The organism is Rhodococcus sp. ZPP (genome assembly GCF_017656075.1).
In the GTDB taxonomy this organism is placed as follows: domain Bacteria; phylum Actinomycetota; class Actinomycetes; order Mycobacteriales; family Mycobacteriaceae; genus Rhodococcus_F; species Rhodococcus_F oxybenzonivorans.
Genome location: NZ_CP058638.1, coordinates 1,636,612 through 1,663,120, shown reverse-complemented (window position 1 = coordinate 1,663,120; position 26,509 = coordinate 1,636,612). Strand labels below are relative to the sequence as shown.

The 26,509-nt window shown below is 66.1% G+C and carries 33 protein-coding genes and 4 tRNA genes; 25 read left to right on the top strand and 12 right to left on the bottom strand.

Annotation, left to right across the window (positions count from 1 at the left end; translation table 11 throughout):
* Positions 1-14: 14 nt before the first annotated feature.
* Together HYG77_RS07865 and tatA are read left to right on the top strand one after the other, a co-directional pair.
* Positions 15-689 (top strand): Rid family hydrolase, encoded by a 675-nt coding sequence (locus tag HYG77_RS07865; RefSeq protein WP_208962348.1) that lies wholly within the window; start codon positions 15-17, stop codon positions 687-689.
* The gene (gene tatA, locus HYG77_RS07860) at positions 689-856 is read left to right on the top strand and encodes a Sec-independent protein translocase subunit TatA (RefSeq protein ID WP_109327910.1); all 168 of its coding nucleotides are present in this window, start codon (positions 689-691) and stop codon (positions 854-856) included. Before HYG77_RS07865 ends, tatA begins: the two co-directional genes overlap by 1 nt.
* 565 nt (positions 857-1,421) lie before the next feature.
* Here tatA and menE read toward each other — a convergent pair.
* The 8 genes from menE to HYG77_RS07820 all read right to left on the bottom strand — a co-directional run bounded on the left by menE (position 1,422) and on the right by HYG77_RS07820 (position 6,682).
* A complete protein-coding gene (gene menE / locus HYG77_RS07855) occupies positions 1,422-2,564 on the bottom strand; it encodes an o-succinylbenzoate--CoA ligase (RefSeq protein ID WP_208962347.1) in 1,143 nt (380 codons plus the stop codon).
* The gene (locus tag HYG77_RS07850) at positions 2,561-2,860 is read right to left on the bottom strand and encodes a DUF3349 domain-containing protein (protein WP_208962346.1); all 300 of its coding nucleotides are present in this window, start codon (positions 2,858-2,860) and stop codon (positions 2,561-2,563) included. The genes menE and HYG77_RS07850 overlap by 4 nt, the downstream gene beginning before the upstream one ends.
* Positions 2,861-2,863: 3 nt before the next feature.
* Positions 2,864-3,241 carry a DUF3349 domain-containing protein gene (locus tag HYG77_RS07845; RefSeq protein ID WP_208962345.1) on the bottom strand — a complete coding sequence of 126 codons (378 nt, stop codon included), beginning with the start codon at positions 3,239-3,241 and terminating at the stop codon, positions 2,864-2,866.
* Positions 3,242-3,288: 47 nt separating this feature from the next.
* Positions 3,289-3,558, bottom strand: a complete 270-nt coding sequence (locus HYG77_RS07840; protein WP_208962344.1) for a hypothetical protein — start codon at positions 3,556-3,558, stop codon at positions 3,289-3,291.
* Between the two features lie 12 nt (positions 3,559-3,570).
* Positions 3,571-4,785: an inorganic phosphate transporter gene (locus HYG77_RS07835; RefSeq protein WP_208962343.1), complete on the bottom strand. Its 1,215-nt coding sequence runs from the start codon at positions 4,783-4,785 to the stop codon at positions 3,571-3,573.
* Between the two features lie 79 nt (positions 4,786-4,864).
* Positions 4,865-5,260, bottom strand: coding sequence for a VOC family protein (locus HYG77_RS07830; protein ID WP_208962342.1), 396 nt, complete (start codon positions 5,258-5,260; stop codon positions 4,865-4,867).
* 3 nt (positions 5,261-5,263) lie between these two features.
* Positions 5,264-5,713 carry a hypothetical protein gene (locus HYG77_RS07825; RefSeq protein ID WP_109327920.1) on the bottom strand — a complete coding sequence of 150 codons (450 nt, stop codon included), beginning with the start codon at positions 5,711-5,713 and terminating at the stop codon, positions 5,264-5,266.
* Positions 5,714-5,788: 75 nt separating this feature from the next.
* On the bottom strand, positions 5,789-6,682 hold the full coding sequence (locus HYG77_RS07820; protein ID WP_109327922.1) for a 1,4-dihydroxy-2-naphthoyl-CoA synthase: 894 nt from the start codon (positions 6,680-6,682) through the stop codon (positions 5,789-5,791).
* A gap of 72 nt (positions 6,683-6,754) precedes the next feature.
* Between HYG77_RS07820 and HYG77_RS07815 the strand changes: the two genes are divergently transcribed.
* Genes HYG77_RS07815 through HYG77_RS07805 form a run of 3 tightly spaced genes read left to right on the top strand, consistent with a single transcriptional unit; the run spans position 6,755 to position 8,906 of the window.
* Complete coding sequence (locus tag HYG77_RS07815) at positions 6,755-7,408, top strand: PaaI family thioesterase (protein WP_109327924.1); 654 nt, start codon at positions 6,755-6,757, stop codon at positions 7,406-7,408.
* A gap of 4 nt (positions 7,409-7,412) precedes the next feature.
* Positions 7,413-8,414 (top strand): o-succinylbenzoate synthase, encoded by a 1,002-nt coding sequence (locus HYG77_RS07810; RefSeq protein WP_208962341.1) that lies wholly within the window; start codon positions 7,413-7,415, stop codon positions 8,412-8,414.
* Between the two features lie 45 nt (positions 8,415-8,459).
* The gene (locus HYG77_RS07805) at positions 8,460-8,906 is read left to right on the top strand and encodes a hypothetical protein (RefSeq protein WP_109327928.1); all 447 of its coding nucleotides are present in this window, start codon (positions 8,460-8,462) and stop codon (positions 8,904-8,906) included.
* 55 nt (positions 8,907-8,961) lie between these two features.
* Here the strand turns inward: HYG77_RS07805 and HYG77_RS07800 are convergent, their stop codons facing one another.
* Together HYG77_RS07800 and HYG77_RS07795 are read right to left on the bottom strand one after the other, a co-directional pair.
* Positions 8,962-9,789 (bottom strand): siderophore-interacting protein, encoded by an 828-nt coding sequence (locus HYG77_RS07800; protein WP_208962340.1) that lies wholly within the window; start codon positions 9,787-9,789, stop codon positions 8,962-8,964.
* 60 nt (positions 9,790-9,849) lie between these two features.
* Positions 9,850-10,446 carry a flavin reductase family protein gene (locus tag HYG77_RS07795; RefSeq protein WP_208962339.1) on the bottom strand — a complete coding sequence of 199 codons (597 nt, stop codon included), beginning with the start codon at positions 10,444-10,446 and terminating at the stop codon, positions 9,850-9,852.
* A gap of 93 nt (positions 10,447-10,539) precedes the next feature.
* Between HYG77_RS07795 and menD the strand changes: the two genes are divergently transcribed.
* The 4 genes from menD (at position 10,540) to HYG77_RS07775 (ending at position 14,628) form a co-directional block, all read left to right on the top strand.
* Complete coding sequence (menD, locus tag HYG77_RS07790; protein WP_109327934.1) at positions 10,540-12,165, top strand: 2-succinyl-5-enolpyruvyl-6-hydroxy-3-cyclohexene-1-carboxylic-acid synthase; 1,626 nt, start codon at positions 10,540-10,542, stop codon at positions 12,163-12,165.
* Positions 12,162-12,599 (top strand): DUF3592 domain-containing protein, encoded by a 438-nt coding sequence (locus HYG77_RS07785; RefSeq protein ID WP_208962338.1) that lies wholly within the window; start codon positions 12,162-12,164, stop codon positions 12,597-12,599. Before menD ends, HYG77_RS07785 begins: the two co-directional genes overlap by 4 nt.
* Before the next feature lie 73 nt (positions 12,600-12,672).
* Positions 12,673-13,818: a glycosyltransferase family 1 protein gene (locus tag HYG77_RS07780; protein ID WP_208962337.1), complete on the top strand. Its 1,146-nt coding sequence runs from the start codon at positions 12,673-12,675 to the stop codon at positions 13,816-13,818.
* A 111-nt stretch (positions 13,819-13,929) separates the two neighbouring features.
* Positions 13,930-14,628 (top strand): demethylmenaquinone methyltransferase, encoded by a 699-nt coding sequence (locus HYG77_RS07775; protein WP_109327939.1) that lies wholly within the window; start codon positions 13,930-13,932, stop codon positions 14,626-14,628.
* 6 nt (positions 14,629-14,634) lie between these two features.
* On the opposite strand, the gene HYG77_RS07770 is transcribed toward HYG77_RS07775, so the two are convergent.
* A complete protein-coding gene (locus HYG77_RS07770; protein WP_208962336.1) occupies positions 14,635-15,897 on the bottom strand; it encodes a geranylgeranyl reductase family protein in 1,263 nt (420 codons plus the stop codon).
* Between the two features lie 129 nt (positions 15,898-16,026).
* On the opposite strand from HYG77_RS07770, the gene HYG77_RS07765 reads away from it, so the two are divergent.
* From HYG77_RS07765 to HYG77_RS07755, 3 genes are all read left to right on the top strand, one after another.
* Positions 16,027-17,082, top strand: a complete 1,056-nt coding sequence (locus tag HYG77_RS07765; RefSeq protein ID WP_244373539.1) for a polyprenyl synthetase family protein — start codon at positions 16,027-16,029, stop codon at positions 17,080-17,082.
* A gap of 141 nt (positions 17,083-17,223) precedes the next feature.
* A complete protein-coding gene (gene htpX / locus HYG77_RS07760) occupies positions 17,224-18,087 on the top strand; it encodes a zinc metalloprotease HtpX (RefSeq protein ID WP_109327951.1) in 864 nt (287 codons plus the stop codon).
* Positions 18,088-18,233: 146 nt separating this feature from the next.
* Positions 18,234-19,379: a DDE-type integrase/transposase/recombinase gene (locus HYG77_RS07755; RefSeq protein ID WP_208962335.1), complete on the top strand. Its 1,146-nt coding sequence runs from the start codon at positions 18,234-18,236 to the stop codon at positions 19,377-19,379.
* Positions 19,380-19,454: 75 nt separating this feature from the next.
* On the opposite strand, the gene HYG77_RS07750 is transcribed toward HYG77_RS07755, so the two are convergent.
* On the bottom strand, positions 19,455-19,946 hold the full coding sequence (locus HYG77_RS07750) for a YajQ family cyclic di-GMP-binding protein (protein WP_109327953.1): 492 nt from the start codon (positions 19,944-19,946) through the stop codon (positions 19,455-19,457).
* A gap of 198 nt (positions 19,947-20,144) precedes the next feature.
* On the opposite strand from HYG77_RS07750, the gene HYG77_RS07745 reads away from it, so the two are divergent.
* The 13 genes from HYG77_RS07745 to rplL all read left to right on the top strand — a co-directional run bounded on the left by HYG77_RS07745 (position 20,145) and on the right by rplL (position 26,340).
* Positions 20,145-20,227, top strand: a tRNA-Tyr gene (locus HYG77_RS07745).
* Between the two features lie 205 nt (positions 20,228-20,432).
* Positions 20,433-20,505, top strand: a tRNA-Thr gene (locus HYG77_RS07740).
* A 45-nt stretch (positions 20,506-20,550) separates the two neighbouring features.
* Positions 20,551-20,623 (top strand) — tRNA-Met (locus HYG77_RS07735).
* Positions 20,624-20,684: 61 nt separating this feature from the next.
* The gene (gene rpmG, locus HYG77_RS07730) at positions 20,685-20,852 is read left to right on the top strand and encodes a 50S ribosomal protein L33 (RefSeq protein ID WP_005252089.1); all 168 of its coding nucleotides are present in this window, start codon (positions 20,685-20,687) and stop codon (positions 20,850-20,852) included.
* A gap of 88 nt (positions 20,853-20,940) precedes the next feature.
* Entirely contained in the window at positions 20,941-21,504 is a 564-nt protein-coding gene (gene hadA, locus HYG77_RS07725) for a (3R)-hydroxyacyl-ACP dehydratase subunit HadA (protein WP_109327955.1), read from the top strand.
* Entirely contained in the window at positions 21,491-21,916 is a 426-nt protein-coding gene (gene hadB / locus HYG77_RS07720; RefSeq protein WP_109327957.1) for a (3R)-hydroxyacyl-ACP dehydratase subunit HadB, read from the top strand. Before hadA ends, hadB begins: the two co-directional genes overlap by 14 nt.
* Positions 21,917-22,101: 185 nt before the next feature.
* Positions 22,102-22,174, top strand: a tRNA-Trp gene (locus HYG77_RS07715).
* 32 nt (positions 22,175-22,206) lie between these two features.
* Positions 22,207-22,656: a preprotein translocase subunit SecE gene (secE, locus tag HYG77_RS07710; RefSeq protein ID WP_162603194.1), complete on the top strand. Its 450-nt coding sequence runs from the start codon at positions 22,207-22,209 to the stop codon at positions 22,654-22,656.
* Positions 22,657-22,714: 58 nt separating this feature from the next.
* Positions 22,715-23,545, top strand: a complete 831-nt coding sequence (gene nusG / locus HYG77_RS07705; protein ID WP_109327961.1) for a transcription termination/antitermination protein NusG — start codon at positions 22,715-22,717, stop codon at positions 23,543-23,545.
* Between the two features lie 61 nt (positions 23,546-23,606).
* The gene (gene rplK, locus HYG77_RS07700; RefSeq protein WP_109327963.1) at positions 23,607-24,041 is read left to right on the top strand and encodes a 50S ribosomal protein L11; all 435 of its coding nucleotides are present in this window, start codon (positions 23,607-23,609) and stop codon (positions 24,039-24,041) included.
* 128 nt (positions 24,042-24,169) lie between these two features.
* Complete coding sequence (gene rplA, locus HYG77_RS07695; protein WP_005252097.1) at positions 24,170-24,886, top strand: 50S ribosomal protein L1; 717 nt, start codon at positions 24,170-24,172, stop codon at positions 24,884-24,886.
* Positions 24,887-25,314: 428 nt separating this feature from the next.
* Positions 25,315-25,872, top strand: coding sequence for a 50S ribosomal protein L10 (rplJ, locus tag HYG77_RS07690; protein ID WP_109327965.1), 558 nt, complete (start codon positions 25,315-25,317; stop codon positions 25,870-25,872).
* Between the two features lie 78 nt (positions 25,873-25,950).
* The gene (rplL, locus tag HYG77_RS07685; protein WP_012688867.1) at positions 25,951-26,340 is read left to right on the top strand and encodes a 50S ribosomal protein L7/L12; all 390 of its coding nucleotides are present in this window, start codon (positions 25,951-25,953) and stop codon (positions 26,338-26,340) included.
* Positions 26,341-26,509 lie beyond the last annotated feature (169 nt).

Here is a 26,509-nt window from a genome sequence, read left to right as displayed (position 1 = left end):
CCAAGGAGTTCTTCATGAAGTCGTTCCGTATCAAGGCAATTACCACTGCCCTCGCGGCGTCCGCTGTTCTCGCAGGGGCCACCTCATGCTCCTCCGACGAGGCCGCAGCCGAGGCGCCCGGCAGCACCTTCGTCTCGAAATCCGTTCTCGAAGCGGGCGCGGCGAATCCGATGATCGCGCAGGGGGTGGCGATCGGCGGTGGCACCGCGGTCTACAAGTCGAGCGGGATCGGACCGGGTGCGTCCAACAAAGCCGCGCCCGAGGGAACCCCGGAGTCGTACATCGACACCGACGTGTTCACGGGCGGCGCACTCCCGGCCGGGGTCACGATCACCGAAGCGCAGGGCATCAATGCCCTGAAGCGGATTCGCGACAATCTCGAGGCGCAGGGGCTGACGCTCGAGGACGTCGTGACCATGCGGGTGTTCCTCGACAACGCCCCTGGAACGGACCGCGCCGATTACGCCGGCTGGAATCGCGCCTACCGGCAGTTCTTCGCGAACACCAACCTCGACACCGGCGACACCGAACTGGTTCCCCTCGGCATCGCGGAACCGGCCGCGCCGATGGAACGGAACTCCGCGCGTCCCAGCCGATTCGCCCTCGAGGTGGCGAGCTTGCCGGCAGCGGGATGGCTCGTCGAGGTCGAGGTGGACGCCGTGTACCCCGACGGTGAGGAGCCGCAGTAATGGGAGCGATGAGCCCGTCACACTGGGCGATTGTCGCGGTGGTTCTGGTGGTGCTCTTCGGGTCGAAGAAATTGCCCGACGCTGCGCGCGGTCTCGGCCGATCCATGCGAATCCTCAAAACCGAGGTGGGGGAGTTGCAGGCGGACGCCCCCGAACTGGAGAAGTAGGAGCCCGGGCGGGAGGCGACGCCTGCACTTGCAGAGACAGTGGTCGGATGCGCAGGTAATTCCGAATTGCGTCGGAAGGTAGCCAATGTCTCTGCAAGTGTCCTTCACCGTCGGTGCCGCGCACGTGCGCAGGCCCTGTCGTACCGCGCCTTGACGACGGCGAAGTCGAAAAGGTCCTTCCACGTCCACCGGATCACTTCGAACCCGACGTCAGGGCCGCAGCGATGCGTATTCGGTGCAGTGCACACGCGTCGAGTCCGGCGAAGTGCGCGTCCGAGACGTACGTGTCCGCGGCGATCCGCACAAGTTGTCCGGACCGTCGCGCGCGTCGGATCCTCGGCGTCGGTGATGCCGTCAGCCAAGGCTCGGCGTCGAAAGATAAGATCGTCGGTCATGGCGGACATCGTGCAGCACGCGGCAGACGGGGCTGGCGTGCTCACCAGGACTTCAGCGCGACCCTGGGGATAGAGCGGCAGCCTGTGGACAACTCCATCCGCGGAGACATTGGCCAGGCGCGCGACCATTGCGACCGCGGCTGGCGAAAACCAGCGCAAACAGGTGCGCCCTACCCGAACCTGGACTCCAGGGCGCGGCGGTCGACCTTGCCGGGACCGCGGAGGGGGAGGGCGTCGACGAGGTGCAGTTCGCGGGGCGCAGCGGTGGGGTCGAGGGTGCGTTCGACGAACTGCCGCAGTTCGTCGAGCGTGGGGAGGGTTCCGGATTCGGCGACGACGGCGGCGGTGACACGCCGGCCGAGTCGTTCGTCGGGGAGGCCGAAGACGGCGCATTCACGCACGGCCGGATGCTCGTTGAGTGCGCGCTCGACTACTTGCGGTACGACGGTGAGGCCGCCGGTGGAGATGGCCTCGTCCAGTCGGCCGGTGATGCTGAGGATTCCGTCGGTGAGCGACCCGGAGTCGTCAGTGCGGAACCAGCCGGGTTCGGCGAACGCGGGGTGGTCGGGAATGCCGCGGTAACCGGTCGCCAGCATGGGTCCCCCGAGCAGGACGCGGCCGTCGTCGATCCGGACCCGAGCGCCGTCGAGAGGGATCCCGTCGTACACGCATCCCCCGCACGTTTCGCTCATGCCGTAGGTGCGGACGACGGTGATCCCAGCCTCCTGGGCGCGTTGCAGCACCGGGGCCGGTGTCGCTGCGCCGCCGAGCAGGACGGCGTCGAGGGAGGCCAGTGCCGCCACCGCGCCGGGGTGGTCGAGGGCCTTGACGAGCTGCGTCGGAACCAGTGACGTGTAGCGGCGACGTGAGGTCATGGTCTCGACCGCGGCGGGCAGCACTGCGGGATCGAAACCTTCCGTCACATCGACCACGACCGGTTCGGTGCCCGCCAGCACACTGCGCAGGAGCACCTGCATCCCCGCGATGTGGTGGGCGGGCAGCGCCAGGAGCCAGGAGCCAGGCCCGCCGAGTCTCGCGTGTGTCGCCTCACCGCTCGCGCGCAGCGCAGCCGCCGTGAGCATCGCACCTTTGGGCACGCCCGTCGTACCCGAAGTCGCCACGACGAGTGCGACGCCGTCGTCGATCGGCTCCCCAGGACGCAAGGCGTCGGTCAATCGCCGGGTCTGCCGCTCGTCCGCGGCCGGGACGGGCAGCGCGGCGGGGGCGGTTCCGTCGAGCAACTCCGACAGCAGCGGCAGAATGCCGACAACCCCGACGCCCGACGGGACGGGAAGGACCTGGAGTTCGCTCACTGGGCGGGCCCGGCCAACGGCCATCCGCCCGCGGCGAGATTGCTGCGGACCCGGTCGACATCCGATTCGAGTGGCAACTCGTCGGTGACCTTGGTGATCAGGACCTGGATGTCCGTCTTTTCGATGGGGAGGTCACCTTCCTCGACGAGAGCGTCGGCGACGGCATCCACCTCGTCCTCGGACAGGCGGCGAGTGAGCAAGGCGAACAGCGGGATGTAGTCCTGCTCGGGCACACCATTGGGATAGCCGGCTCGCAGCCACCCGACGATGGAAGTGAGGAACGGTGGAAGGCTCATCGGCTATCCCGCGTCGCGTGTTTCTTTCGGATCACCCGCACCCTCGTCGGTGTCGCCGGCGACCGGCCACCCGCCCGCAGTGTCGCCGGCGACCGGCCACCCTCCCGCGGTGAGGTTCGCGGTGACCCGCGCAATGTCCTCCTCCGACGGCTCTTCGTGGGTGATCTCGCTGATGAGGCGCCGGATGCTGTCGTAATCGACGTGGCGATTCGGGTGTTCGTGGGCCGTTTCGATCGACAGCGCCACCACTTGCTCGATTTCCTCATCGGTGAGTCGACGACGCAATACGGCCAGCAACGCGAAATGGTCCTTCGCCGGAATCCCTTCGGGGTATCCGGCGCGGAGCCAATCGAGTACGGAACGAAGTGAATATTTGGGCACGCGTTCGGCCTCTTTCGTCGATGGAGTGGGGACCTCGCGGTCGCCGCTCAGAAGATGTGGATACCGAACGTGCTGGCCAGGAAGTCGCTCATCAACAGCAGTATCCCAGTGATGATCGCGATCAGCACGACGGCGAAGCAGGCCACGGCACCGATCCGGCCTGCGACGGAAGGCTGCGGTGCCGAGGTGTCACCTCCGGCTCCTGCGCTGAGCGACTTCAGTCCGAGAGCGAAGATGGCGGGGAGTCCCGCACCGAACAGCAGTCCGACGAGGATCACTTGCCAGAGCGAGTTGACGGTGGTGGTCAAGAGGGTCATGAGCAGCTCCCGTCAGTGGTTGGTGGTGGTGGGTCTGGGCGACTCGGAGATCTCCGAGCCGGCTGGGGATGGTACAGCCGTGGTCGCGGGATGCTCTGCGCCCGGCTCCCACTCGGCGTTGACATTGCCGGAGTGCACCGGCTGCATGCGGGACCGTAGGTACATGAACACGGCGAGGAGGATGAGTGCCGCGAACACCACCAGCACGCCGGCGAGGCCGCCGATGATGTGCGCGAGGAACCAGCACACGGCGCCCACGAACGCGGCCGAGGGGAGAGTGATGAGCCACGCGACCGCCATACGTCCGGCGATGCCCCAGCGAACCTCGGCGCCCTTGCGGCCGAGCCCGGTGCCGAGGATGGAACCGGTGGCGACGTGTGTGGTGGACAACGGAAGTCCGAGGTGGCTCGACGTCAGGATGATCGCGGCCGACGAGGATTCGGCGGCCATGCCTTGCGGGGCGGCGATCTCGACGAGGCCCTTGCCGAGGGTGCGGATGATCCGCCAACCGCCGAGATAGGTGCCGAGGGCAATGGCGACGGCGCAGCTGAGCTTGACCCAGAACGGCATCTCGTCGTCGGCGGTGATGCTGCCGTGCGCGACCAGTGCGAGGAAGATCACACCCATCGTCTTCTGGGCGTCGTTGGTTCCGTGCGCCAGCGACACCAGCGAGGCGGAACCGATCTGACCGACGCGGAAGCCGTGCTCCTTCGTTCCCTCCGGCACGGTGGAGGTGATGCGGTATACGAGTTTAGTACCTGCCGTGGCGACCAGTGCTGCGACGACAGGGGCGAGAAGTGCCGGAATGACGACCTTGCCGAGGACCCCGCCCCACTCGACACCACTCATGCCGATGGACGCGATGGCCGCACCGATCAAGCCACCGAACAGCGCGTGCGAGGAGCTCGACGGCAGACCGAGCAGCCAGGTAGCGAGGTTCCAGATGATGCCGCCGACAAGTCCCGCGAACACGATGAGCAGGAGATCTTCACCGCCCACCGTTCCCAGGTTCACGACACCTTTGGCCACGGTCGCGGCGACCTCGACCGACAGGAATGCGCCGACCAGATTCAGCGACGCGGAGAGCGCGACCGCGGTCTTGGGTCGCAGAGCTCCCGTTGCGATCGAGGTGGCCATTGCGTTTCCGGTGTCGTGGAAGCCGTTGGTGAAGTCGAAAGCGAGGGCGGTGACGACCACCACAAGAAGAACTACGAGCTCTGCGGTCACACCCAGATTGTGCGGATCGAAGTTCGAAAAGTACAGCTGGGGTCGGACACCTCGAGGCGGCCCAGTGTTTGGCCCCGCGTCACCTGTCGTTCACCGGCCGGGTGTCGCGCCGAAGGGGGTGATCCTCCGGAATCTGCACCAGCACGATCGGTATTCCGTCAGGGTCCGCGATCCACATTTCGTGCAGTCCCCACGGTTCCTGCCGGGCTTCGCGGTTGATCTTGACCCCGGCGAGGACCAGTTCGGTCTGTGCTGCGGTGAGGTCGCGGACCTGCAACCACAGGGCACCGTCGAACGTCGACGGAGTGTCCGCGGCGCCGTGGGCGGCCACCTCGATGAGTCCCTGCCCCGCGAAGAACACCGTGCCCCCGGGATATTCGCGGGCGGTGGCGAGTCCGAGGATGTCGCGGTAAAAACTCAGCGTCGTCGCGTAGTCCCGTGGCCGCAGGATCGTCCTGCTGCTGAGGATTTCCACCCGTCACTCTCCTTTGCTCGGGCGGGCTTCGTGACCTGCCCGGCCGTGTGTGCGTCGCGCTTCCTTCATCTCCGCCTCGAACAGGTGGCGACGACCGTCCAGCAGTTCGTCACGGGCGGCGCGCTCGAGTTCACGGAAGGTGGACCAATACCCGTCGTCGAACTCTTCCACGACCTGGAAGGTCCACCGTCCGTCGAGCACGTTGAGGCCGACCAACTCGGTCTCCAGGCGGTCCGCCGTCGCGCCGTGACCCGCCGACCGCAACGCGTCGACGGCGTCACCTAGCTGGAGGTCGGCGTGCCCGATCAGCTGGTGGAACGAGTACAGCAGTCCGCGGGCCCGCTCGACGGTTTCGAGGGATTCGGACAACTTCCCGAGCGCGGCGACGGTGTCGTCGCCGGTTCCGGGCGGACGGCGGTGTTCCGGGGCCGGGAGCTCGCGGTCGGTGCTCATGTGGTCAGTGTGCCGGAATCGGTGAATCCGCGCTGGCGCGTGGCCATTTCCACGATGCCCGGGAAGGGGAGCGGCTCAGAAGTACCAGGGATACGGCTTCCAGTCGGGTTCGCGCTTATCGAGGAACGAGTCGCGACCTTCGACGGCCTCGTCCGTCATGTACGCCATGCGGGTTGCCTCTCCCGCGAACAACTGCTGTCCGACCAGGCCGTCGTCCTGCAGGTTGAACGCGTATTTCAGCATGCGCTGCGCCTGCGGGGACTTTCCGTTGATCCTGGCGCCCCACTCGATTCCGACGTCCTCGAGTTCGGCATGGTCGACGACCTTGTTGACGGCGCCCATCCGGTGCATCTCCTCGGCGGTGTACGTCTCGCCGAGGAAGAAGATCTCGCGGGCGAACTTCTGCCCGACCATCTTGGCGAGGTAGGCGCTGCCGTAGCCGCCGTCGAAGCTGCCGACGTCGGCGTCGGTCTGCTTGAAGCGGGCGTGTTCGCGGCTGGCGAGTGTCAGATCGCACACCACGTGCAAGCTGTGCCCGCCGCCTGCGGCCCAGCCGTTGACGAGACAGATGACGACCTTCGGCATGAACCGGATCAATCGCTGAACCTCGAGGATGTGCAGGCGCCCGGCGCGGGCTCGATCGACGGTGTCCGCGGTTTCCCCTTCCGCATACTGGTATCCGCTGCGGCCGCGGATGCGCTGATCTCCGCCCGAGCAGAACGCCCAGCCCTGATCCTTCGGGCTCGGCCCGTTGCCGGTGAGGAGGACGGCGCCCACGTCGGAGGTCATCCGGGCATGGTCGAGTGCCTGGTAGAGCTCGTCGACGGTGTGGGGACGGAAGGCATTGCGCACCTCGGGACGGTCGAACGCCACCCGGACGATGCCCTCGCTGACATGCCGGTGATAGGTGATGTCCGTGAGGTTCTCGAAGCCGGGTACGGGTCGCCAGTGCTGCGGGTTGAAGGTCACGGCTCCGAGATTATCGGGTGCCGCCGGTGGGTGTCCGCGCGCGGGAGTTCGGCCCGGGTTTACCGTGCAGGTATGAGCGAGCAGGCTGCGGACGTCACCGGTGTCGACGGGAAGCGCGACGACGACTACGAGCACCACGGCGGGTTCCCCAAGTACGAGGCGGTCACCCCCGGCCCGGATTGGGCGCGGTTCGTGGAAGGAATGCGCACCCTGCAGGATCTGGCGGTGTCGGTGGACGCCCCCGACGACGTTGTCGCGCAGGCGGCTGACCAGGTGGAGAAGCTGGCCGCAGTGCTCACACCGTACGTGGTTCCCGAGGGGCGGTCGCCGGCCGGACGGACGATCGAGCTGCCGGGCCGGGGGAGCCTGCTGATGCCGCCGTGGCACATCGAGAAGTTCGGACCCGACGGGGTGCGCAGCGCGGGCGAGTTCCGTCGCTACCACCTCGGTGGCAACGGCGCCGCGCACGGCGGCACGCTGCCGCTGCTGTTCGACGATCTGATGGGAATGATCGTCCACGCGTACGGGCGGCCCATCAGTCGCACGGCGTACCTGCATGTGAACTATCGGGCGATCACACCGCTCAACACACCGCTCACCGTCGAGGGCAGCGTCGACCGGGTAGAGGGGCGCAAGACGTTCATCACTGCGCAGCTGAAGAAGGGCGACACGTTGCTCGCCGACTGCGAGGCCCTCATGCTCGAGCTTCTGCCCGGACAGCCCTGACCTCGTGTCCTCTCTGCCTACCCTCGACGAGGTCCTGGCCGACGCGGTCGTGGTAAGTCTGCCCATGCGGGTGCGCTTCCGCGGCATCACCACCCGAGAAGCCATGCTCGTGCGTGGTCCCGCGGGATGGGGCGAGTTCGCTCCCTTCCCGGAATACGCGGACGACGAAGCCTCGCACTGGCTGCAGTCGGCGATCGAGGCCGCCTGGATCGGTCCGCCGCCCACACTCCGCGACCGGGTGGCTGTCAACGCGACCGTTCCCGCGGTGGACGCCGCACAGGTCCCCGCCCTCCTCGAGCGATACCCGGGAGCCCGAACCGCGAAAGTGAAAGTAGCCGAGCGCGGTCAGAATCTCGCCGACGACGTCGCACGGGTGAACGCCGTCCGTGCCCACATTCCCTGCGTGCGCGTCGACGCGAACGGTGGATGGACGGTCGACGAGGCGGTGACGGCGCTGCACGCACTCACGGCAGACGGGCCGCTCGAGTACGCGGAACAACCGTGCGCGAGTGTGCCGGAGCTGGTGGAGGTACGCCGACGTGTGCCCGCTGTCCGCGTGGCCGCCGACGAGAGCATTCGGCGTGCGGACGATCCGTTGAAGGTGGTTCGCGCAGGCGGCGCCGACATCGCCGTCGTGAAGGTCGCCCCCCTCGGTGGAATGCGCCGCCTCCTCGCGCTTGCGGACGAGTTGTCCGAGTACGGGGTCCCGGTGGTCGTGTCGAGTGCGTTGGACACCGCCGTGGGAATTGCCGCCGGTGTCGCGGCCGCGGCCGCACTGCCCCACCTGCATTTCGCGTGTGGACTGGGAACCGGTGGACTCTTCGAGTCGGATGTGGCCGAGCCCAGAGAGCCCGTGGACGGTGCGCTGGGCGTCGCATCCGTGACTCCCGACCCCGCCCGGGTCGCCGACCTCGCGGCAACGCCCGAGCGTGCCCGCTGGTGGATCGAGCGGGTGCGCCGGTGTCATGGCCTGCTCGAACAACGCGACCCGCAGCTTTTCGTATAGTGTCTGGCCGGACCTGATCGCTCAGTCAATACGGAGGCATTGAAAGTGGTTGCAGCTCTGAACGAAACCCTGCTCGACGAGGCACGTGTGCCGGCGGTCATCGCCGATGTGCAGGCTCTGATCGACGCGGAGGTTTCGGACAAGTCGGGGGCCTCGGGGCTGGCATTGAAGGGTGGTTACGCCGCGGTCAAGAAGGTGGGACCGTCCATCGTGCCGGATGCTATCGAGGGCTTGCTGCCCGAGTTCGTCACCAAGCTCGAGCCGTACTGGCAGGATTTCACCGCCAGCGGCCAGGATTCGTTCGCCGATTACCTCGTCGCCCGCGGCGACGACGTGTCGGACTCGCTCCTCGGTGTCACCGACGAGCGCATCGAGAACAGTGACCGTGGCGCGGTCAAGAAGGTGTACAACTCGCTGCGCCCGTCCGCGAAGAAGAATGTGATCGAAGCACTTCCGCGTCTGGGCGCACTCGTCCAGAAGCACGCCAACTGAACGAACCTCTGGAAGTGGCGAAGTGCGCGTCCGCGTACTTCGCCGCTTCCTGTGGTCAGTAGGCGGCGTGGCCGTGGCGCCAGTAGCCGGTGAACGAAATGTGTGTCTTGGGAACGTGCCGGTCGTTCACGAGATGGCGTCGAAGAGCCGTCGGTAAGTCACTTTCTCCGGCGACGAACGTGTACGACGGCCCGGTCGGAAGATCTGCCTGCCGCACCGTCTCCAACGCAAGCAGCCCCGGACGGGCACCTGCGTTTTCGCGGACCAGCCAGTGCACGTTCACTCCGTCGCCCACCGAAACATCTTGTGCATCTGCGGCTTCCGCGATCTCGATGAACACCTCGGCTCGAAGGTTCCGCGGCGCCGATCGCAGAATCCCGACGATCGCCGGTAACGCGCTCTCGTCACCGACCAGGAGTTGCCACTCGGCGCCGGGCGCCGGGTTGTAGATCCGGCCCTCGTCGAGGATTGCGATCTCGTCGCCCGCCGACGCGGAAGCGGCCCAGGCCGAAGCCGGACCCAGGTCGCCGTGCGAGGCGAAGTCGATGTCGATCTCGGTCTCTTCGCCGAACAGTCCGGTGCCGGCGGCGCGGTAGTCGCGGATCGTGTAGTTGCGCACGACGGGCCGGGTGTCCTTCGACATCAGCTTGTACTGCGCGTACCAGAGGTTGCTCGCGCTGGTCGGCAGCCGCAGAGTGGTCTGTCCGGGTTGGGGGATGAACATCCGGAACCACTGGTCGAAGCCCATCGGCGTCACGGAGTCCAGTTCGGGTCCCGCCACGGTGACGCGGATGAAGTTGGGGCTGATCTGCTTGCCTGCCACCACCCGGGCGGACGCAATTCGGCGAGTCTCGGGTTTGACGAACTTGCTGCGTTGGGCCATGGATGGTTACTTTCCGGCTAGGGAATCGATTTTGTCAGGTAAGCCTAACCAATCGATCGACTATTCGGGTCGTTGCGGTCGGTCCAGCAACACGACTTCGGGCGGCAACCCCCACTCGTTGCGGCCCAGGCGGCTGAGCGGGGCGAGGGACGCGAAGTCGGGCAGACCGTCCTCCGCGACCGCCTCGTCCCGCACCGCAACCGCCAGCACGTCGCCCATCACCACGAACGAATCACCGACCGGAACGATTCGCGCGAGGCGGCATTCGATCGCCACCGGCGAGGCGGCCACCCGCACGGGACGCACGTGCTCGCTCGGCTCGGTCTCGATCCCCAGCGCCGCGAACTCGTCGACGTCATGGTCGTAGGTGGCCGAACTGGCGTTCACCACCTTCATGAGAGGTTCGGTCGCCACGTTGATGACGAATTCCCCGGTGGCTTCGATGTTGCGCAGGCTGTCCTTGCGGGTGACGGACGTGAACTGCACCACCGGTGGATTGGTGCTCGACACCGAGAAGAAGCTGTACGGGGCCAGATTGGCTACCCCGTCCTCCGAGAGGGTGGACACCCAGGCGATCGGTCGCGGCACCACGGACGCGTTGAGCACCTGGTACATGCGGCGGGGCGGAAGTTCGGCGGGGTCGAAGACTATGCGCATCTGTTCATCGTTTCAGCGGAGGGGGTGTGGCCGCGAACTCACCTGACGAGGTCGCCGACAGAACCGGCCGGTGGATCTGACACTCTGGATGGTGTGAATCCGTCCACTGCACAAGCCACCGCGGTCGTCGACGAACTGGTCCGCGGGGGAGTACGCGAGGTTGTGCTCTGCCCGGGTTCGCGCAACGCACCGTTGGCCTTCGCGCTGCAGAAGGCCGACCTCGAGGGTCGACTGCGCCTGCACATGCGCATCGACGAGCGGACCGCGGGATTCCTCGCGCTGGGATTGGCCGTCGCCGGTCGTCGGCCGGTGCCCATCGTGATGACCTCGGGTACCGCCGTGGCCAACCTCGGCCCGGCCGTTCTCGAGGCCAACTACGCCCGGGTCCCGCTCGTGGTGCTCAGTGCCAACCGCCCCTACGAAATGCTCGGTACCGGCGCCAACCAGACCATCGAGCAACTCGGCCTGTTCGGGAGCCAGGTCCGCGCCACCATCAGCCTGGGGCTGGCCGAGGACGACGCCGGTCAGAACAGCCAGTGGCGTTCGGCCGTGTGCCGGGTCCTCGCCGCCGCGCGCGGCACGAGGTCGGGCAATGCCGGTCCCGTGCACTTCGACATTCCGCTCCGGGAACCGCTCGTTCCCGACGTCCACGCGCAGGGGCCGATCCCGCAGGGACGGCCTGGTGGGGCGGCGTGGACCACCACTCAGCACGCGACGCTCGACGTGCCGGTCGAGCTCGACCTCACCCCCGATACCATCGTCATCTCCGGTCACGGGTCGGCTCTACGGCCCGAACTCGCCGGACTCCCGACGGTCGCCGAGCCGACGGCGCCGCTCCACGGCATTCCGGTGCATCCGATGGCGCTGCCCCAGCTCAAACCGCGGCAGGCAATCATCACCGGCCGCCCGACCCTGCACCGGCCGGTGTCGAAACTTCTCGCCGATCCGGTCGTGGCCGTGTACGCGCTCACCACCGGCCCGCGCTGGCCCGACGTCTCCGGCAACGTTCTCGCCACGGGCACCCGCGCCGTGGTCTCGGGTGAACCGGACCCGGCCTGGATCGCCCGTTGCCGGACCCTCACCGAGCACACGGACAAAGCGGTGCGGGCCCAGCTGGCGTCCCATCCGAAGGCAACCGGCCTGCACGTCGCCGCCACTGTGATGGACGCATTGTCCGACGGTGACCAACTGCTCCTCGGGGCGTCCAATCCGGTGCGAGATGCCGCGCTCGTCAGTTACCCGTCGCCGCGGATCCGGGTTCTGTCCAATCGTGGAGTCGCCGGGATCGACGGCACGGTGTCGGCCGCGGTGGGGGCGGCCCTCGCCTACGAGGAGGGCCGCACGGTGGCTCTGCTCGGCGATCTGACGTTCTTGCACGACGCCTCCGGGCTGCTCATCGGACCGGGAGAACCGCGTCCCCGTGATCTCACCATCGTGGTGGCCAACGACGACGGCGGCGGCATCTTCGAACTGCTCGAACAGGGCGACCCCCAGTACGCGGGCGTGTTCGAACGGGTCTTCGGCACACCACACGGCATGGACCTCGCCGCCTTGTGCGCCGCCTACCGCGTGGAGCACCACCTCGTCGGGCTCGAAGAATTGTCCGCCGAACTGCACAACCCCGGGACACCCGGTGAACGCGGAATCCGGGTGCTCGAGGTGACCACCGAGCGTTCCGGCCTGCGCGAACTGCATGCAGCGGTCCGGGCGCAACTGTGAACCCACGGGTGACGGGCCGGGTGCGGCGCGGCATCGTCGTCACGGCCGCCGGCATCTCGATCCTCGCCGTGCTGTTGGTGGTGGCAGCGTGGCGGAACGACCGCACGATCCAGTCGGACATGGGTGTCGCGACGGCCGAGGTGCTGTCGGCCGGCTCCTTGCGGTCGGCGATCAGCTTCGTGACGCCCGACGGCGTGACGCACAATCCGGAATTGGGTGTGCTGTACCCGACGCGGTTGACGGCCGGACAACGGATCGACGTCGAGTACGCACGGACCGACCCGGACCTCGTCCGGGTGTCCGGCCGGGATGCGAGTGTCGCCGTGATCCCTGCCGGGTCGCTCATCGTCGTCACCTGGCTCATCGCGGGACCGCTGATCTGGTATCTACGCAGACGAGAGGACGCGGCGGTTTCTCCGGCAATGTCATCGTGAGTTCGCCGGAACTTCGCGCGTCGGTCACATCGTTCTCGCCGCCGTGACCACGGGCACTGCCACGCTGTGCGTCGTGAGAGTAGCGATCGTCGCGGAGTCGTTCCTGCCCAACATGAATGGTGTGACCAATTCGGTGCTCCGGGTTCTCGAGCATTTGCAGCGGGACGGACACCAGGCGATGGTCGTCGCCCCGGACACCGTCGGTTCACAGCCCCCTGCCTCGACGGAACACGACGGTGTGCCCGTCTATCGGGTGCCCGCGGTCATGGTTCCGAAAGTCAGCTCCCTCCCCGTCGGACTGCCGCAACCGGGACTCACGGCGGAACTGCGTGCGTTCGAGCCCGACGTGATTCACCTGGCGTCGCCGTTCCTGCTCGGCGCGGGCGGGCTCGGCGCGGCGCACCGCCTGGACGTGCCGACGGTGGCGATCTATCAGACCGACGTCGCGGGTTTCGCCGAAAGCTACGGCCTGGGAATTACCAGCCGCGCGGCGTGGGCCTGGACCCGCCGCATCCACAAGGGATGCACGCGCACCCTGGCGCCGTCGACGTCTGCGGTCGAGGCCCTTGCCGAGCAGCGCATTCCCCGCGTGCACCGCTGGGCCCGCGGAGTCGAGACCAGCCGATTCGCGCCGTCTCGCCGCAGTACGGACCTGCGCGACTCCTGGTCGGCGGAGCCGGACCGTCTGATCGTGGGGTTCGTGGGCAGGCTCGCTCCGGAAAAGCATGTGGAGCGACTTGCCGCGCTGGCCGGACACCCCGGAATCCAGCTCGTGGTGATCGGCGACGGGCCGGAGCGGGGCCGTTTGCAGAAGCTGATGCCTGATGCCGTCTTCACCGGCCAACTCGGCGGCACCGAACTCGCGGAGGCCTACGCGAGCCTGGACGTGTTCGTGCATCCGGGTGAGCACGAGACGTTCTGCCAGACCGTCCAGGAAGCGCTGGCCAGCGGCATTCCGGTGATCGGCCCGGACGCCGGAGGGCCACGCGACCTCGTCACGCACTGCCGCAACGGGTACCTGTTGCCGGTCGAGCGGTTCGCCGAGCTGTTACCCAGTGCCGTCGAGGCGCTGAGTGACCGGCGGATGCGGGCGCGCTTCGGTGAGGCGGCGCGGCGATCGGTGCTGCACCGCACGTGGCCTGCCATCTGCAGCGAGCTGCTCGACCACTACGCCGAGGTCACCGGGAATGCGGGCTTCCGCGCGTCCCGGGCTGCCTGACGACGGCACGGGGACCGTTCCCCGAGCATGCGCGGCCAACCCAGACATCGGCCGGGCAGGCGTCGACTAGCGCCGATCCCGGCACCCGACGAGGTTGGTAGCGTTCCGGGTGTGGCAACTACACACGGTTCGCGGGCATCGCTCGAAAAAGATCCGCACGAAGTCGCGTCGATGTTCGACGGCGTCGCAAAGCGTTACGACCTCACCAACACCATCCTGTCCTTCGGGCAGGACCGCAGTTGGCGTAAGGCGACTCGGTCGGCCCTCGATCTGAAGCCGGGGGAGCGGGTTCTCGACCTCGCCGCGGGCACCGGTGTGTCGACCGTCGAACTCGGGCGATCGGGGGCGTGGTGCGTGGCCACCGACTTCTCCAAGGGAATGCTGCAGGCGGGCATCGGCCGGCAGGTTCCCATGGTGGCGGGGGACGCGATGCACCTGCCGTACGCCGACGCGGTGTTCGACGCGGCCACCATCTCGTTCGGCCTCCGCAACGTCTCGGACTTCGATGCCGGGCTGCGGGAGATCGCCCGTGTCACCAAGCCGGGCGGCCGCCTTGTCGTCAGCGAGTTCTCCACGCCGGTGTTCGGGCCGTTCCGAACGATCTACATGGAGTACCTGATGAAGGCGCTGCCCCGGGTCGCCCGCGCGGTCAGCAGCAACCCTGATGCGTACGTGTATCTCGCGGAGTCCATCCGCGCCTGGCCGACACAGTCCGAACTCGCCCAGCGCATCGAGGCGGCAGGGTGGCGGCACGTCCAGTGGCGCAACCTCACCGGCGGGGTCGTCGCCCTGCACCGCGCCAGCCGCTGACCGGCCTCAACCGAACAGTGGCCGGGTGTCCGCCTTCTGCGACGCCAGGCCGGACGCACGCCATGCCCGGGCGGTGAGGTCGTTGTCCTCCTCGGTGACGAGGTTGCCCATCACGCGCACGGCGATGGTCATGAGCGCGCGCGAGCGCATCGCCACCGGACCCGACGCCGGGAGAACCCGGGGCACGGTCAGCAGTCCGGCGAGCCGACGCGCCACCGAGAACGCCCGCCCATAGCGCTCGCGGAGGATGGTGGGCCACAGCTCCGTCAGATCGTCCGCATCGAGGACTTCGGCCACGAGACGTCCACCCTCGAGCCCGTAGTCGATCCCCTCGCCGTTGAGCGGGTTCACGCAGGCCGCGGCGTCGCCGATGATGGCCCAGTTGCGACCGGCGACGTGCGACACCGCGCCGCCCATCGGTAGCAACGCGGACGCCACCGCCCGCAGTTCGCCGCCCCAGGCCCACTCCGCGCGCCGCTGTGCCGTGTACAGGTCGAGCAGTGGGCGGAGCGCGCCCGGCGCCGGCCGTTTGGCGGTGGCGAGCGTGCCGACCCCGATGTTCACCTCGCCGGTGCCGAGGGGAAACACCCACCCGTACCCCGACTGCAGAGCGCCGGCGCTGTCACGCAACTCCAAGTGGGAGGTGATCCACGGATCGTCACTGCGCGCCGTGGCGATGTAGGCGCGCGCGGCGACGCCGTACGCGGTGTCGCGGTGCCATTCCCGGCCCAGCTTCTTGCCCAACGTCGACCGGACCCCGTCGGCCACGATCAGGGTGCGGCACTTGATGGTGTGCGTCCCGTCGCCGGTCTGCACCGTCACCGCGCTCACCCGGTCGCCGTTCCGCTCGACGCCGACCGCCTTGGCCCCCTGCACCATCACGGCGCCCGCCTCGACCGCAGTCGTTCGAAGCTTGTCGTCGAATTCGGTCCTGGCCACCGCGCTCCCCACGGCGGGAAACGACCGTCCGGGCCATTCGAGTTCGAGTTCCTGCCCGAATCCACTGAGCCGGAGCCCGCGGTTGGTGCCCCTCGACCGCACCCACTCACCGAGGCCGAGGTGATCGAGTTCGGCGACGGCACGCGGGGTGAGGCCGTCACCACACGTCTTGTCCCGGGGAAACACGGCGGCGTCGACGAGTACCACGTCGCGGCCGGCACGCGCGGCCCAGGTGGCCGCGGAGGAACCGGCGGGACCAGCGCCGATGACCAAGACATCGGCGGCGACGGGAAGCGGCGACCCCGCGGGCGACTGTTCTGCTACGACCACACCTACATCCTGTCAGGCCGCGCCCGGGGCCCGTGGCGAGGCCGATGGCCGCTGCAACCGCTAGGTTCTCTACCGTAGGTACCAGCCGTCACCGACGGCGCGGGAACCGAGCCGTCACTGACGACAGGAATGGGTACTGAGAACGTGAGCACCGAGGGCGCAGCACACACCGCTGCCGACGCTGTAGAGGGCACTACGGTCGCCGGGATCGATCTCGGCGACACTCAGCTCGCTGCCACGGTCCGCGACAGGCTGAAACAGGTCGAGGAACTGCTGGTCAGCGAGCTCTCCGACGGTGAGGACTTTCTCACCGAGGCCGCGCTGCACCTCGCGAAGGCCGGAGGCAAGCGCTTCCGCCCGCTGTTCACGGTGCTCACCGCTCAGCTGGGTCCGAAAGCGTCCGATCCGTCGGTGGTCACCGCCGCCACCGTCGTCGAACTGGTCCATCTGGCCACGCTCTACCACGACGACGTGATGGACGAGGCGTCGATGCGCCGAGGCGCGCCCAGTGCCAACTCGCGGTGGGGCAACAGTGTCGCGATCCTGGCGGGCGACTACCTGTTCGCCCACGCCTCCCGCCTCGTATCCACGTTGGGTCCCTCTGCTGTCCAGATCATCGCCGAGACGTTTGCCGAACTGGTGACCGGGCAGATGCGCGAGACGATCGGCCTGCGCGGGGAGCAGGACCCGATCCAGCACTATCTCAAGGTGGTCTGGGAGAAGACGGGTTCATTGATTGCTGCGTGCGGACGTTTCGGCGGCACCTTCTCCGGCGCGGACGCCGCCGACGTGGAGCGGCTCGAACGACTCGGCGACGCTGTCGGCACGGCCTTCCAGATCTCCGACGACATCATCGACATCTCCTCGGTGTCGGCTCAGTCCGGCAAGACACCAGGGACCGACCTGCGTGAGGGCGTGCACACCCTTCCGGTGTTGTATGCGCTGCGCGACGAGGGACCCGAGGCCGACCGGCTGCGTGTGCTTCTCGACGGCCCCGTCACCGACGATGACGACGTCGCCGAGGCGCTCGAGCTCCTCGCGCGGTCGCCTGGGATGGCGCAGGCCAAGGCGAAGCTGGAGGAGTTCGCAGTGGAGGCGCGTGTGCAGCTCACCCAGCTACCCCAAGGTCCCGCCAACGACGCGCTCGTCAAGCTGGTCGATTACACGGTCGAACGCGTCGGCTGAGCCGTATCGTCGAACCTGATTGCTCGCGCGATTTCCGCGCTGTACACACCGGGAACCGTCTCACCACCCTGCTTCGTTGAATGATCAAGATCCGGTATTCGGGCGATCGTGATCGGGTGACGACGACAAGGAAGGCGAGCCGTGCGCGGGTACGCAAACGGGGCCAAGACCCTGGTTCTGCTGGTCGGCATGTCGGCGCTGATCGTGTTCATCGGCGCGTTGTTCCGCAACACGACCATCCTTCTGCTGGCCATCGTGTTCGCGGTCGGCATGAATGCGTACGCCTACTTCAACAGCGACAAGCTGGCCCTCAAAGCCATGCATGCGCAGCCGATCACCGAGGTGGAAGCGCCTGCCATCTACCGCATCGTGCGGGAGCTGGCCACCACGGCTCATCAGCCGATGCCCCGGCTCTACATCAGCCCCACCAGTGCCCCCAACGCGTTCGCCACGGGCCGCAGCCCTCGGCATGCCGCGGTCTGCTGCACCAGCGGCATCCTGCAGATTCTCAACGAACGCGAACTGCGGGCGGTCCTGGGACACGAGTTGTCGCACGTCTACAACCGCGACATCCTGATCTCTTCGGTGGCCGGGACGATGGCCGCTGTCGTGTCCGGGCTGGCGAACTTCGCGATGTTCGCGAACATGTTCGGCGGAAGGGGTGGGGGACAGGGCGCCAACCCGCTCGCGCTGCTGCTGGTGTCGTTGCTCGGCCCCATCGCGGCCACCATCGTCAAGTTGGCGGTGTCGAGGTCCCGCGAATACCAAGCGGACCAGTCGGGCGCAGAACTGACCGGTGACCCTCTCGCCCTGGCGTCCGCGCTACGCAAGCTCGAGCGGGGCACCCAGGCGGCCCCGCTCCCCCCGGAACCTCAGCTCGCGGCGCAGTCGCACCTGATGATCGCCAACCCGTTCCGCACCGGCGAGAAGATGACCCGCATGTTCTCCACCCACCCGCCGATGGCCGAGCGCATCGAGCGTCTCGAGCGGATGGCCGGCCGGTAGGCGGCTTCGCCGCCCGTGCGCCTTTCCGGTTGCTCCAGCTACCTGTCTGTGCTCAGGACATCGCGAACACTTGATGTCTCAGGACATTGTGAACACTGAGCGGCTCATCCCTGAGATCCTCGGGGATGAGCGGAACAGGGTTTTCGATGGATCCAGAGTTTGTGTCCGCGATCGTCCGGGTGGCACGGGGCGAGGAGGTCAACGTCGCCGCGTTCTGCCGTGCCCACCGAATCTCGCGGACGACGTTCTACAAATATGTGGCCAGGTTCGCCGCCGAGGGCGCCGACGGGTTCACCCGCCGCACCACCACCCCGCACACCAGCCCGACCAAAACCCCGGCGGCACTGTGCGAGGCGGTGCTCCGGGCACGGAAGGAACTCGACGAGGCGGGTTTGGACAACGGACCCCAGAGCATCTCCTGGCGGCTCGAGAGCCTGGGGTTCGATCCGTTCCCGTCCCGGGCCACGGTGTACCGGATCCTGATCGACCACGGTCAGATCGTCGCGCAGCCGCACAAACGACCCAAGACCCGACGACGGTTCGAGTACGCCGACCCGGGCGGGTTGTGGCAGATCGATGGCATGGAGCACTACCTGTCCACCGGGCAGAAGGTGTGCGTGCTGCAGATACTCGACGCCCATTCCCGACTGGACGTGGGCACCTGCGCGGCCACCAGCGAGAACGGTGCCAACGCGTGGCGTTCCCTCGAGCAGGCCTTCGCCGGCTACGGGTTACCGGTGCGGGTGCTTTTCGACAACGGGCTGGCCTTCTCCGCCAAGCATCGCGGTGGAACCTCCGCCCTCGAACGCACCCTCGCCGGCCTCGGGGTCCAGACGATCACCTCGTCGGTGTATCACCCGCAAACCTGCGGGAAGAACGAACGGGTGCACCAGACGCTGCAGAAATGGTTACGCAAACAGCCCGCACCGGACACGCTCGACGAACTGCAGGCCCTACTCGACCAGTACCGGGTGATCTACAACAACCGCCGACATCAGAGCCTGGCGGGCCGGACGCCGCAGCAACGATACGATGCCACACCCACTGTCGCGGCCACTCCCGAACCCAAGATCCGGTACGGGCACGTCACCCGGTCGGTCTCGCACACCGGCATCGTCCAGTTCGACGGCCACTCGATCTCCCTCGGCAGACGGTGGGGAGATCAGAAAGCGGTCCTGCACTGGCGAGGCGACGACGTCACCGTCATGGTCGGTGACGCCATCGCCCGCGAACTCACCCTCGACCGATCAGTTACATTTCAACCACTGACCACACTGTCCACGAAGTCCTGAGACAGATGTGTTCACGAAGTCCTGAGACAGCACAGGTTGCTCCAGCTACCAGAAAAGCGCACGAGCGCGGAGCGCCTACCGGTAGTTCACGAACTGCAGCGCGATGCCGAAGTCCTCTCCCTTGAGCAGGGAGATGACTGCCTGTAGGTCGTCGCGCTTCTTACTGCTCACGCGCAGCTCGTCGCCCTGAATCTGCGCCTTGACGCCCTTGGGTCCCTCGTCGCGGATCTTCTTCGTGATCTTCTTGGCGTTCTCGGTGGTGATGCCCTGGACGAGCGTGCCGGTGAGTTTGTAGATCTTCCCCGACTGCGCGGGCTCGCCGGCGTCGAAGGCCTTCAGCGAGATGTCCCGGCGGATCAACTTCTCCTTGAAAACTTCGAGGGCGGCAAGCAGTCGCTCCTCGGTGTCGGCCGTCAGCGTGATGGATTCCTCACCGGACCACTCGATGGACGCGCCCGTGTTACGGAAGTCGAAACGGGTCGACAGCTCCTTGCCGGCTTGATGCAGGGCGTTGTCCACCTCTTGACGCTCCACCTTGCTCACCACATCGAAGGACGAATCAGCCACTGCACACTCCCGGTTTCCGTCTGTTTCCCCCGCCGCGATCCGGACGGGCGCTCACCTGAATGCTAGTGAGCAGATTCGACGCTATCGGTTCGCAACCGCCCGTATCCACCCGGTTTGCAAAACGGGGGGCCGTTCGTTGTATTCTTCTTCCGCAGTGGAGAGCGATCTCGCAGAGATTTCGAGCTCCTCGTGCAACCCGGCAGATTGCCCGAGCGGCCAATGGGAGCGGACTGTAAATCCGTCGGCTTATGCCTACGTAGGTTCGAATCCTACATCTGCCACACACAGAACCCCGGTGAGCACCAGCTCACCGGGGTTCTGTCGTTGGGGTACCTGTGGTTCGGGCTTTCCGCGATCGTTCCCGGGAGCGCGTAACGTCCGGTGGGTGGAGTTTCGGAGAACCGTGACCAGGCAATTTGGTTCTCGGCGTGAACTCTGTGTAATCTCGTCAAGGCTTCAGCGCACAGCGATGTGCGAGTGAAGCACGCCCCCTTAGCTCAGTCGGCAGAGCGTTTCCATGGTAAGGAAAAGGTCAACGGTTCGATTCCGTTAGGGGGCTCGCTGGATTGTGGTGAAGCGTTTCGTGCGCGACACTCGACACCGAGGCGGTGTAGCTCAGTTGGTAGAGCAAACGACTCATAATCGTTGCGTCGCCGGTTCAAGTCCGGTCACCGCTACACAATATGCATGATCCACCCTGATTGCTCGTAATCAGATACACCCGAAAGAAGGCATCCCGTGGCCTCCTCGACTGACGTTCGGCCCAAGATCACTTTGGCCTGCGAGGTATGCAAGCACCGTAACTACATCACCAAGAAGAACCGGCGTAACGACCCCGATCGCCTGGAGATCAAGAAGTTCTGCCCCAACTGCGGAACCCACCAGTCGCATCGCGAGTCGAAGTAGCACGGTTCCGGCCGGGAGTTGAGTTCGCGAGGGAAGCTTCGAGGCTGCCCTCGCGTTCCCACGCCCAGGGTAGAAGAGGTTCTTTCGCGTGACTGACACTGTGACAGAGATCGAGACGAGCGTGTCTCCGGACGTTCCCGAGGATCCGGCTGCGCACGCGCTGGCGATGGTGGGGCACCACTACCGCGTCGACGACTTCTACGAGGTCGGTCGCGAGAAGGTGCGCGAGTACGCGCGGGCCGTGCAGGACTGGCACCCCGCTCACCACGATGAGGACGCCGCCCGCGGCCTCGGCTACGACGGCCTGCTCGCTCCGCTCACGTTCATCTCGCTTGTCGGAATCATCGCTCAGAGCCGCCTCTTCAAGGAGATCGTCACCGGTTACGACCCGAGTCAGATCCTTCAGACGGATCAGCGTCTCGTGTTCCACAAGCCGATCAAGGTCGGGGACCGCTTGTTCTGCGACGTCTATCTGGACGGCTTCCGTCAGATGGGTGGCAGCGACATCATCACCACCAAGAACATCGTCACCGACCAGAACGACGAACTCGTGCAGACCACCTGGACCACGCTTGTCGCGCGGACCGGCGGCGAGGTCGACGAGAACATCGCTCACGCAGTCAAGGACGTGATCATGCATGGCGCTTCGTAAGTTCGAGGACGTCTCGGTAGGTGACGAACTCCCCGAGCGCATTGTGCGCCTCACGCGTGGCGACCTGGTCAACTACGCGGGCGTCTCGGGTGACCCCAATCCGATCCACTGGAGCGACGAAGTCGTCAAGCTCGCCGGCCTCGACAATGTGATTGCCCACGGGATGCTCACCATGGGTCTCGGCGGTGGATTCGTGACCTCATGGCTCGGTGACCCCGGCGCGGTCACCGAATACAATGTACGCTTCACGAGCTCGGTGTACGTCCGCGAGGACGAGGCCGCCGAGGTCGAATACACCGGCAAGGTCAAGTCGGTGGACGAAGAAAGCAAGACTGCAGTAGTCGCTATCGTGGCGCGCTCCGAAGGAAAGAAGATCTTCGGTCGTGCCACGGCAACGGTCCGTCTGGCCTGACCGCCGGGTGGATTGGGTTTGTTCCGGGGCTTTGAAGTACACTGAGATTTCTGGGATTACTCAGCGCTGCGCGCTGCCCTACGGTGCTGTTCGGCCGACACAGGGTGGCGCGCGTGTCATGTAATCACAGAGAGGTCGGGCAAGAATTGGTCCAGAGGTAACTCGGGACCAGGTCACCCGACCAAAGGGGCGTAGCTCAACTGGCAGAGCAGCGGTCTCCAAAACCGCAGGTTGCAGGTTCAAGTCCTGTCGCCCCTGCCCCCGGATTGCCAGCGACTGAGAGGAACGACGTGAGCGAGGAGCGCGCCAAGCGCGACGGCGACACTTCAGGGTCGACGCGCCCGGACGGTGTCGACGACACCGCGGCCGACGCCACCACGCGTTCCGAGAGTCCCTCGGCAAGGCCGAGCGGCAAACGTCAGAGCCGTCGTTCGCAGGCAGGCACCGGCGTCGCAGCCAGTTCCGTGAAGACGCCGGAACGCGCGAGAGCCGAGACGATCACCAAGGCCCGTCCCGCGACGAAGGACCGTGCCGACAAGCCGCACAAGGAGAACATCTTCAAGCGGCTGCGCCGGTTCCTGCGCGAGGTCATCGCGGAGCTGCGCAAGGTCATCTGGCCCAACCGCAAGCAGATGATCACCTACACCAGCGTTGTGCTCGTGTTCGTGGTGTTCATGGTGGCGTTCATCGGTGTGCTCGATCTTGCGGTCATCAAAGGCGTCACCTGGTTGTTCGGTTGACGGAGTCCGCCCCGGTGGATCCGAAGTATGTGAGTGACGAGAGGAAGCGAGTGCCCCAGTGAGCACCCCCGAGAACGACACGAATGAGGCCTTGGCCGAAGAGCGTGTTTCTGCCGAGGCGGCAGCCGAAGTGGATGTCGAGGCTGCCGACGAGGGCACCGATGCTCCGGACACTGCCGGTGACGAGGTAGCCGAGCCGTCGAACGACGACGCTGCCGTCGCCGAAGAGGCGCCCGCTGACGACGCAGTCGTCGCCGAGGAGCCCGAGGATCCGGTCGCCGAGCTGAAGGCCGCCCTGCGCCGTGCGCCTGGTGACTGGTACGTCATCCACTCCTACGCGGGCTACGAGAACAAGGTGAAGGCCAACCTCGAAACTCGTGTCCAGAACCTCGATGTCGGTGACTACATCTTCCAGGTGGAAGTTCCTACCGAAGAGGTCACCGAGATCAAGAACGGCCAGCGCAAGCAGGTCAACCGGAAGGTTCTGCCCGGTTACATCCTCGTCCGGATGGAGCTCAACGACGAGTCCTGGGGAGCCGTGCGCAATACGCCCGGTGTCACCGGATTCGTCGGTGCCACCTCCAGGCCATCGCCACTGACGCTGAACGAGGTCGTCAAGTTCCTGCTGCCGCAGCAGGAGCAGAAGAAGCAGGCTGCCGCCGCGGCAGTGTCCGCCGGTGACACCGGGGGAGAGAGCTTCGCGAAGCCGCTCATCGAGGTCGATTTCGAGGTCGGCGAGTCGGTCACCGTCATGGACGGCCCGTTTGCGACGCTTCCCGCCAGTATCAGCGAGGTCAACGCGGAGCAGCAGAAGCTCAAGGTTCTCGTCTCGATCTTCGGTCGCGAGACGCCCGTCGAGCTGTCCTTCACGCAGGTCGCGAAGATCTAGCGCCACACACACTTGCACTGCAGTAGCAAGAAACACACCCAGCAACAAATAGGAAATCGAGATGCCCCCCAAGAAGAAGAAGCTCGCAGGGCTCATCAAGCTTCAGATCCAGGCCGGTCAGGCTAACCCTGCACCGCCCGTGGGTCCCGCGCTTGGTCAGCACGGCGTGAACATCATGGAATTCTGCAAGGCATACAACGCGGCGACTGAGTCTCAGCGCGGCAATGTTGTGCCGGTCGAAATCTCGGTCTACGAAGACCGCAGCTTCGATTTCAAGCTGAAGACCCCTCCGGCTGCCAAGCTGCTGCTCAAGGCTGCAGGCGTCCAGAAGGGCTCCGGCGAGCCGCACAAGACCAAGGTTGCCTCGGTGACCATGGACCAGGTGCGCGAGATCGCGAAGACCAAGCAGGAAGACCTCAACGCCAACGACATCGAGCAGGCCGCGAAGATCATCGCCGGTACCGCCCGGTCGATGGGCATCACGGTCGACGGCTGAGCCGTTTCCGTATGACGGCCGCGGCCGTCGAGAGAACGCGTGGGAGGGCCGGCCAGGCCCCGACCACTACTGAACCATTCACCACTGCAGTTGGTCACACACTGTGGTGAGAAGTTAGGACAGAAAACATGGCAAAGCGCAGCAAGGCGTACCTCGCCGCCGCTGAGAAGATCGACTTCGACAAGCTGTACAGCCCGCTGCAGGCTGCGAAGCTGGCGAAGGAAACGTCGTCGAGCAAGATGGACGCGACCGTCGAAGTTGCCGTTCGTCTGGGCGTCGACCCCCGCAAGGCGGACCAGATGGTCCGCGGAACGGTCAACCTGCCGCACGGCACCGGTAAGACCGCCCGCGTCATCGTGTTCGCAGTCGGAGAAAAGGCCGCTGAGGCCGAGGCAGCTGGAGCCGACGCCGTCGGTGCCGAGGACCTCATCGAGCGGATTCAGGGTGGCTGGCTCGATTTCGACGCCGCCATCGCAACTCCCGACCAAATGGCCAAGGTCGGCCGCATCGCCCGCGTCCTCGGACCGCGTGGTTTGATGCCGAACCCCAAGACGGGCACCGTGACCGCAGATGTCACGAAGGCTGTCGCGGACATCAAGGGCGGAAAGATCAACTTCCGCGTCGACAAGCAGGCCAACCTGCACTTCGTGATCGGCAAGGCGTCGTTCGACGACGCCAAGCTGGTGGAGAACTACGGCGCCGCGCTGGACGAGATCCTGCGTGCGAAGCCGTCCTCCGCGAAGGGCCGCTACGTCAAGAAGGTCACCGTTTCGACCACCACCGGCCCGGGCATCCCGGTGGACCCGAACCGCACCCGCAACCTTCTCGAGGATGCCGACGCGTAAGTTCGTCACCTGTGCGCAGCTCGGCCGGTACGGAGATCTCCGTACCGGCCGAGCTGCTTTTGCGCGGCGTCGACCCTGGTCGTGAAGACGCCGATTTGGTGGCGCGGCCGGTGATGCCGTAGTCTGTGCTGCGGAGTTCATGCAGGATTCGAACTCCACCCCAAATCATGTTCTACCCAAGACCGTTGGTGATCGTCCCCGCGAGGGTGCGATTGAAAGTCCGGGAATGTCCGGCGGCCCACGCAGGAGGACGAGGTAGGGGGATGCGTCTCGGTCGCGGTTTCGTACCCGGCTGAATGCCTCCTTTTCCGCCCCGTGTGCCCTGCACCGGGGCGTTTTGCATGTCGTGGACTGTGCACCGTCCGGATTCTCGGACGTGCGCAGCGGCTCCGAAGTGGGATAACGACTGTCATGAGAGGAGGCGAAGTATGGCAAAGCCTGAGAAGGTTTCCGCAGTTGCGGAGATCACCGAGCAGTTCAAGGGTTCGACCGCTGCTGTGATCACGGAATACCGTGGTCTGACGGTGGGCAACATCACGACACTGCGACGCGCTCTCGGAGAGGGTGCCACCTACTCCGTCGCCAAGAACACCCTGGTCAAGCGTGCCGCTGCTGAAGCGGGCGTCGAAGGCCTTGACGACCTTTTCGTCGGTCCGACCGCCATTGCATTCATCAAGGGCGAGCCGGTCGATGCAGCGAAGGCTATTAAGAACTTCGCGAAGGACAACAAGGCTCTCGTCATCAAGGGCGGCTACATGGACGGCGCTGCGCTGTCCGTGGATCAGGTCAACCGGATTGCGGACCTCGAGTCCCGCGAGGTCCTGTTGGCCAAGCTTGCCGGCGCGATGAAGGGCAACTTGGCAAAGGCCGCAGGCCTGTTCAATGCTCCTGCCTCGCAGGTGGCCCGTCTGGCTGCCGCACTGCAGGAGAAGAGGGCCGCAGAGGGTGGAGCAGAAGCTCCGGCCGAGGCTCCCGCCGAAAGCTGATCCGCACCCGCGCATCACAGCTATAACCCCGCCCGGTCGCGGATCAGCGACATGGGACTTACAGGAAGGACCGCCATCATGGCGAAGCTCAGCACCGAAGAGTTGTTGGACCAGTTCAAGGAGCTCACCCTTCTCGAGCTGTCGGAGTTCGTGAAGGCATTCGAGGAGACCTTCGAGGTCACCGCGGCTGCTCCGGTTGCCGTTGCCGCTGCGGGCGCCCCGGCTGCTGCCGGCGCCGACGCTGCCGAGGAGCAGGACGAGTTCGACGTCGTCCTCGAGTCGGCCGGCGACAAGAAGATCCAGGTCATCAAGGTCGTTCGTGAGGTCGTCTCCGGCCTCGGCCTGAAGGAAGCCAAGGACCTCGTCGAGGGTGCTCCGAAGGCCATCCTGGAGAAGGTTGCCAAGGACGCGGCCGACGCCGCCAAGGAGAAGCTCGAGGCTGCAGGCGCGAAGATCACCGTCAAGTAAGACGGTTTCGCACTGCTCTACCCGAGCGGACGAACGAGGGCCACTTCCCACTTGTGGGGAGTGGCCCTTTTCATGTCCGGACGAGTCCGGAGTGTCGAAATTCAGAGCGAGAAACTGAACGTGCGACCAGCTCAAAACGCCCTCGTCATCGCAGCTCAGCGGGTATGTT

Coding starts and splice junctions, on each gene's coding strand:
- HYG77_RS07865 (WP_208962348.1), top strand. CDS start 15: ATGAAGTCGTTCCGTATCAAGGCAATTACCACTGCCCTCGCGGCGTCC.
- tatA (WP_109327910.1), top strand. CDS start 689: ATGGGAGCGATGAGCCCGTCACACTGGGCGATTGTCGCGGTGGTTCTG.
- HYG77_RS07850 (WP_208962346.1), bottom strand. CDS start 2,860: ATGAGCCTTCCACCGTTCCTCACTTCCATCGTCGGGTGGCTGCGAGCC.
- HYG77_RS07840 (WP_208962344.1), bottom strand. CDS start 3,558: ATGACCCTCTTGACCACCACCGTCAACTCGCTCTGGCAAGTGATCCTC.
- HYG77_RS07825 (WP_109327920.1), bottom strand. CDS start 5,713: ATGAGCACCGACCGCGAGCTCCCGGCCCCGGAACACCGCCGTCCGCCC.
- HYG77_RS07815 (WP_109327924.1), top strand. CDS start 6,755: ATGAGCGAGCAGGCTGCGGACGTCACCGGTGTCGACGGGAAGCGCGAC.
- HYG77_RS07800 (WP_208962340.1), bottom strand. CDS start 9,789: ATGGCCCAACGCAGCAAGTTCGTCAAACCCGAGACTCGCCGAATTGCG.
- HYG77_RS07795 (WP_208962339.1), bottom strand. CDS start 10,446: ATGCGCATAGTCTTCGACCCCGCCGAACTTCCGCCCCGCCGCATGTAC.
- HYG77_RS07765 (WP_244373539.1), top strand. CDS start 16,027: ATGGGTACTGAGAACGTGAGCACCGAGGGCGCAGCACACACCGCTGCC.
- HYG77_RS07755 (WP_208962335.1), top strand. CDS start 18,234: ATGGATCCAGAGTTTGTGTCCGCGATCGTCCGGGTGGCACGGGGCGAG.
- hadB (WP_109327957.1), top strand. CDS start 21,491: ATGGCGCTTCGTAAGTTCGAGGACGTCTCGGTAGGTGACGAACTCCCC.
- rplK (WP_109327963.1), top strand. CDS start 23,607: ATGCCCCCCAAGAAGAAGAAGCTCGCAGGGCTCATCAAGCTTCAGATC.
- rplA (WP_005252097.1), top strand. CDS start 24,170: ATGGCAAAGCGCAGCAAGGCGTACCTCGCCGCCGCTGAGAAGATCGAC.
- rplJ (WP_109327965.1), top strand. CDS start 25,315: ATGGCAAAGCCTGAGAAGGTTTCCGCAGTTGCGGAGATCACCGAGCAG.
- rplL (WP_012688867.1), top strand. CDS start 25,951: ATGGCGAAGCTCAGCACCGAAGAGTTGTTGGACCAGTTCAAGGAGCTC.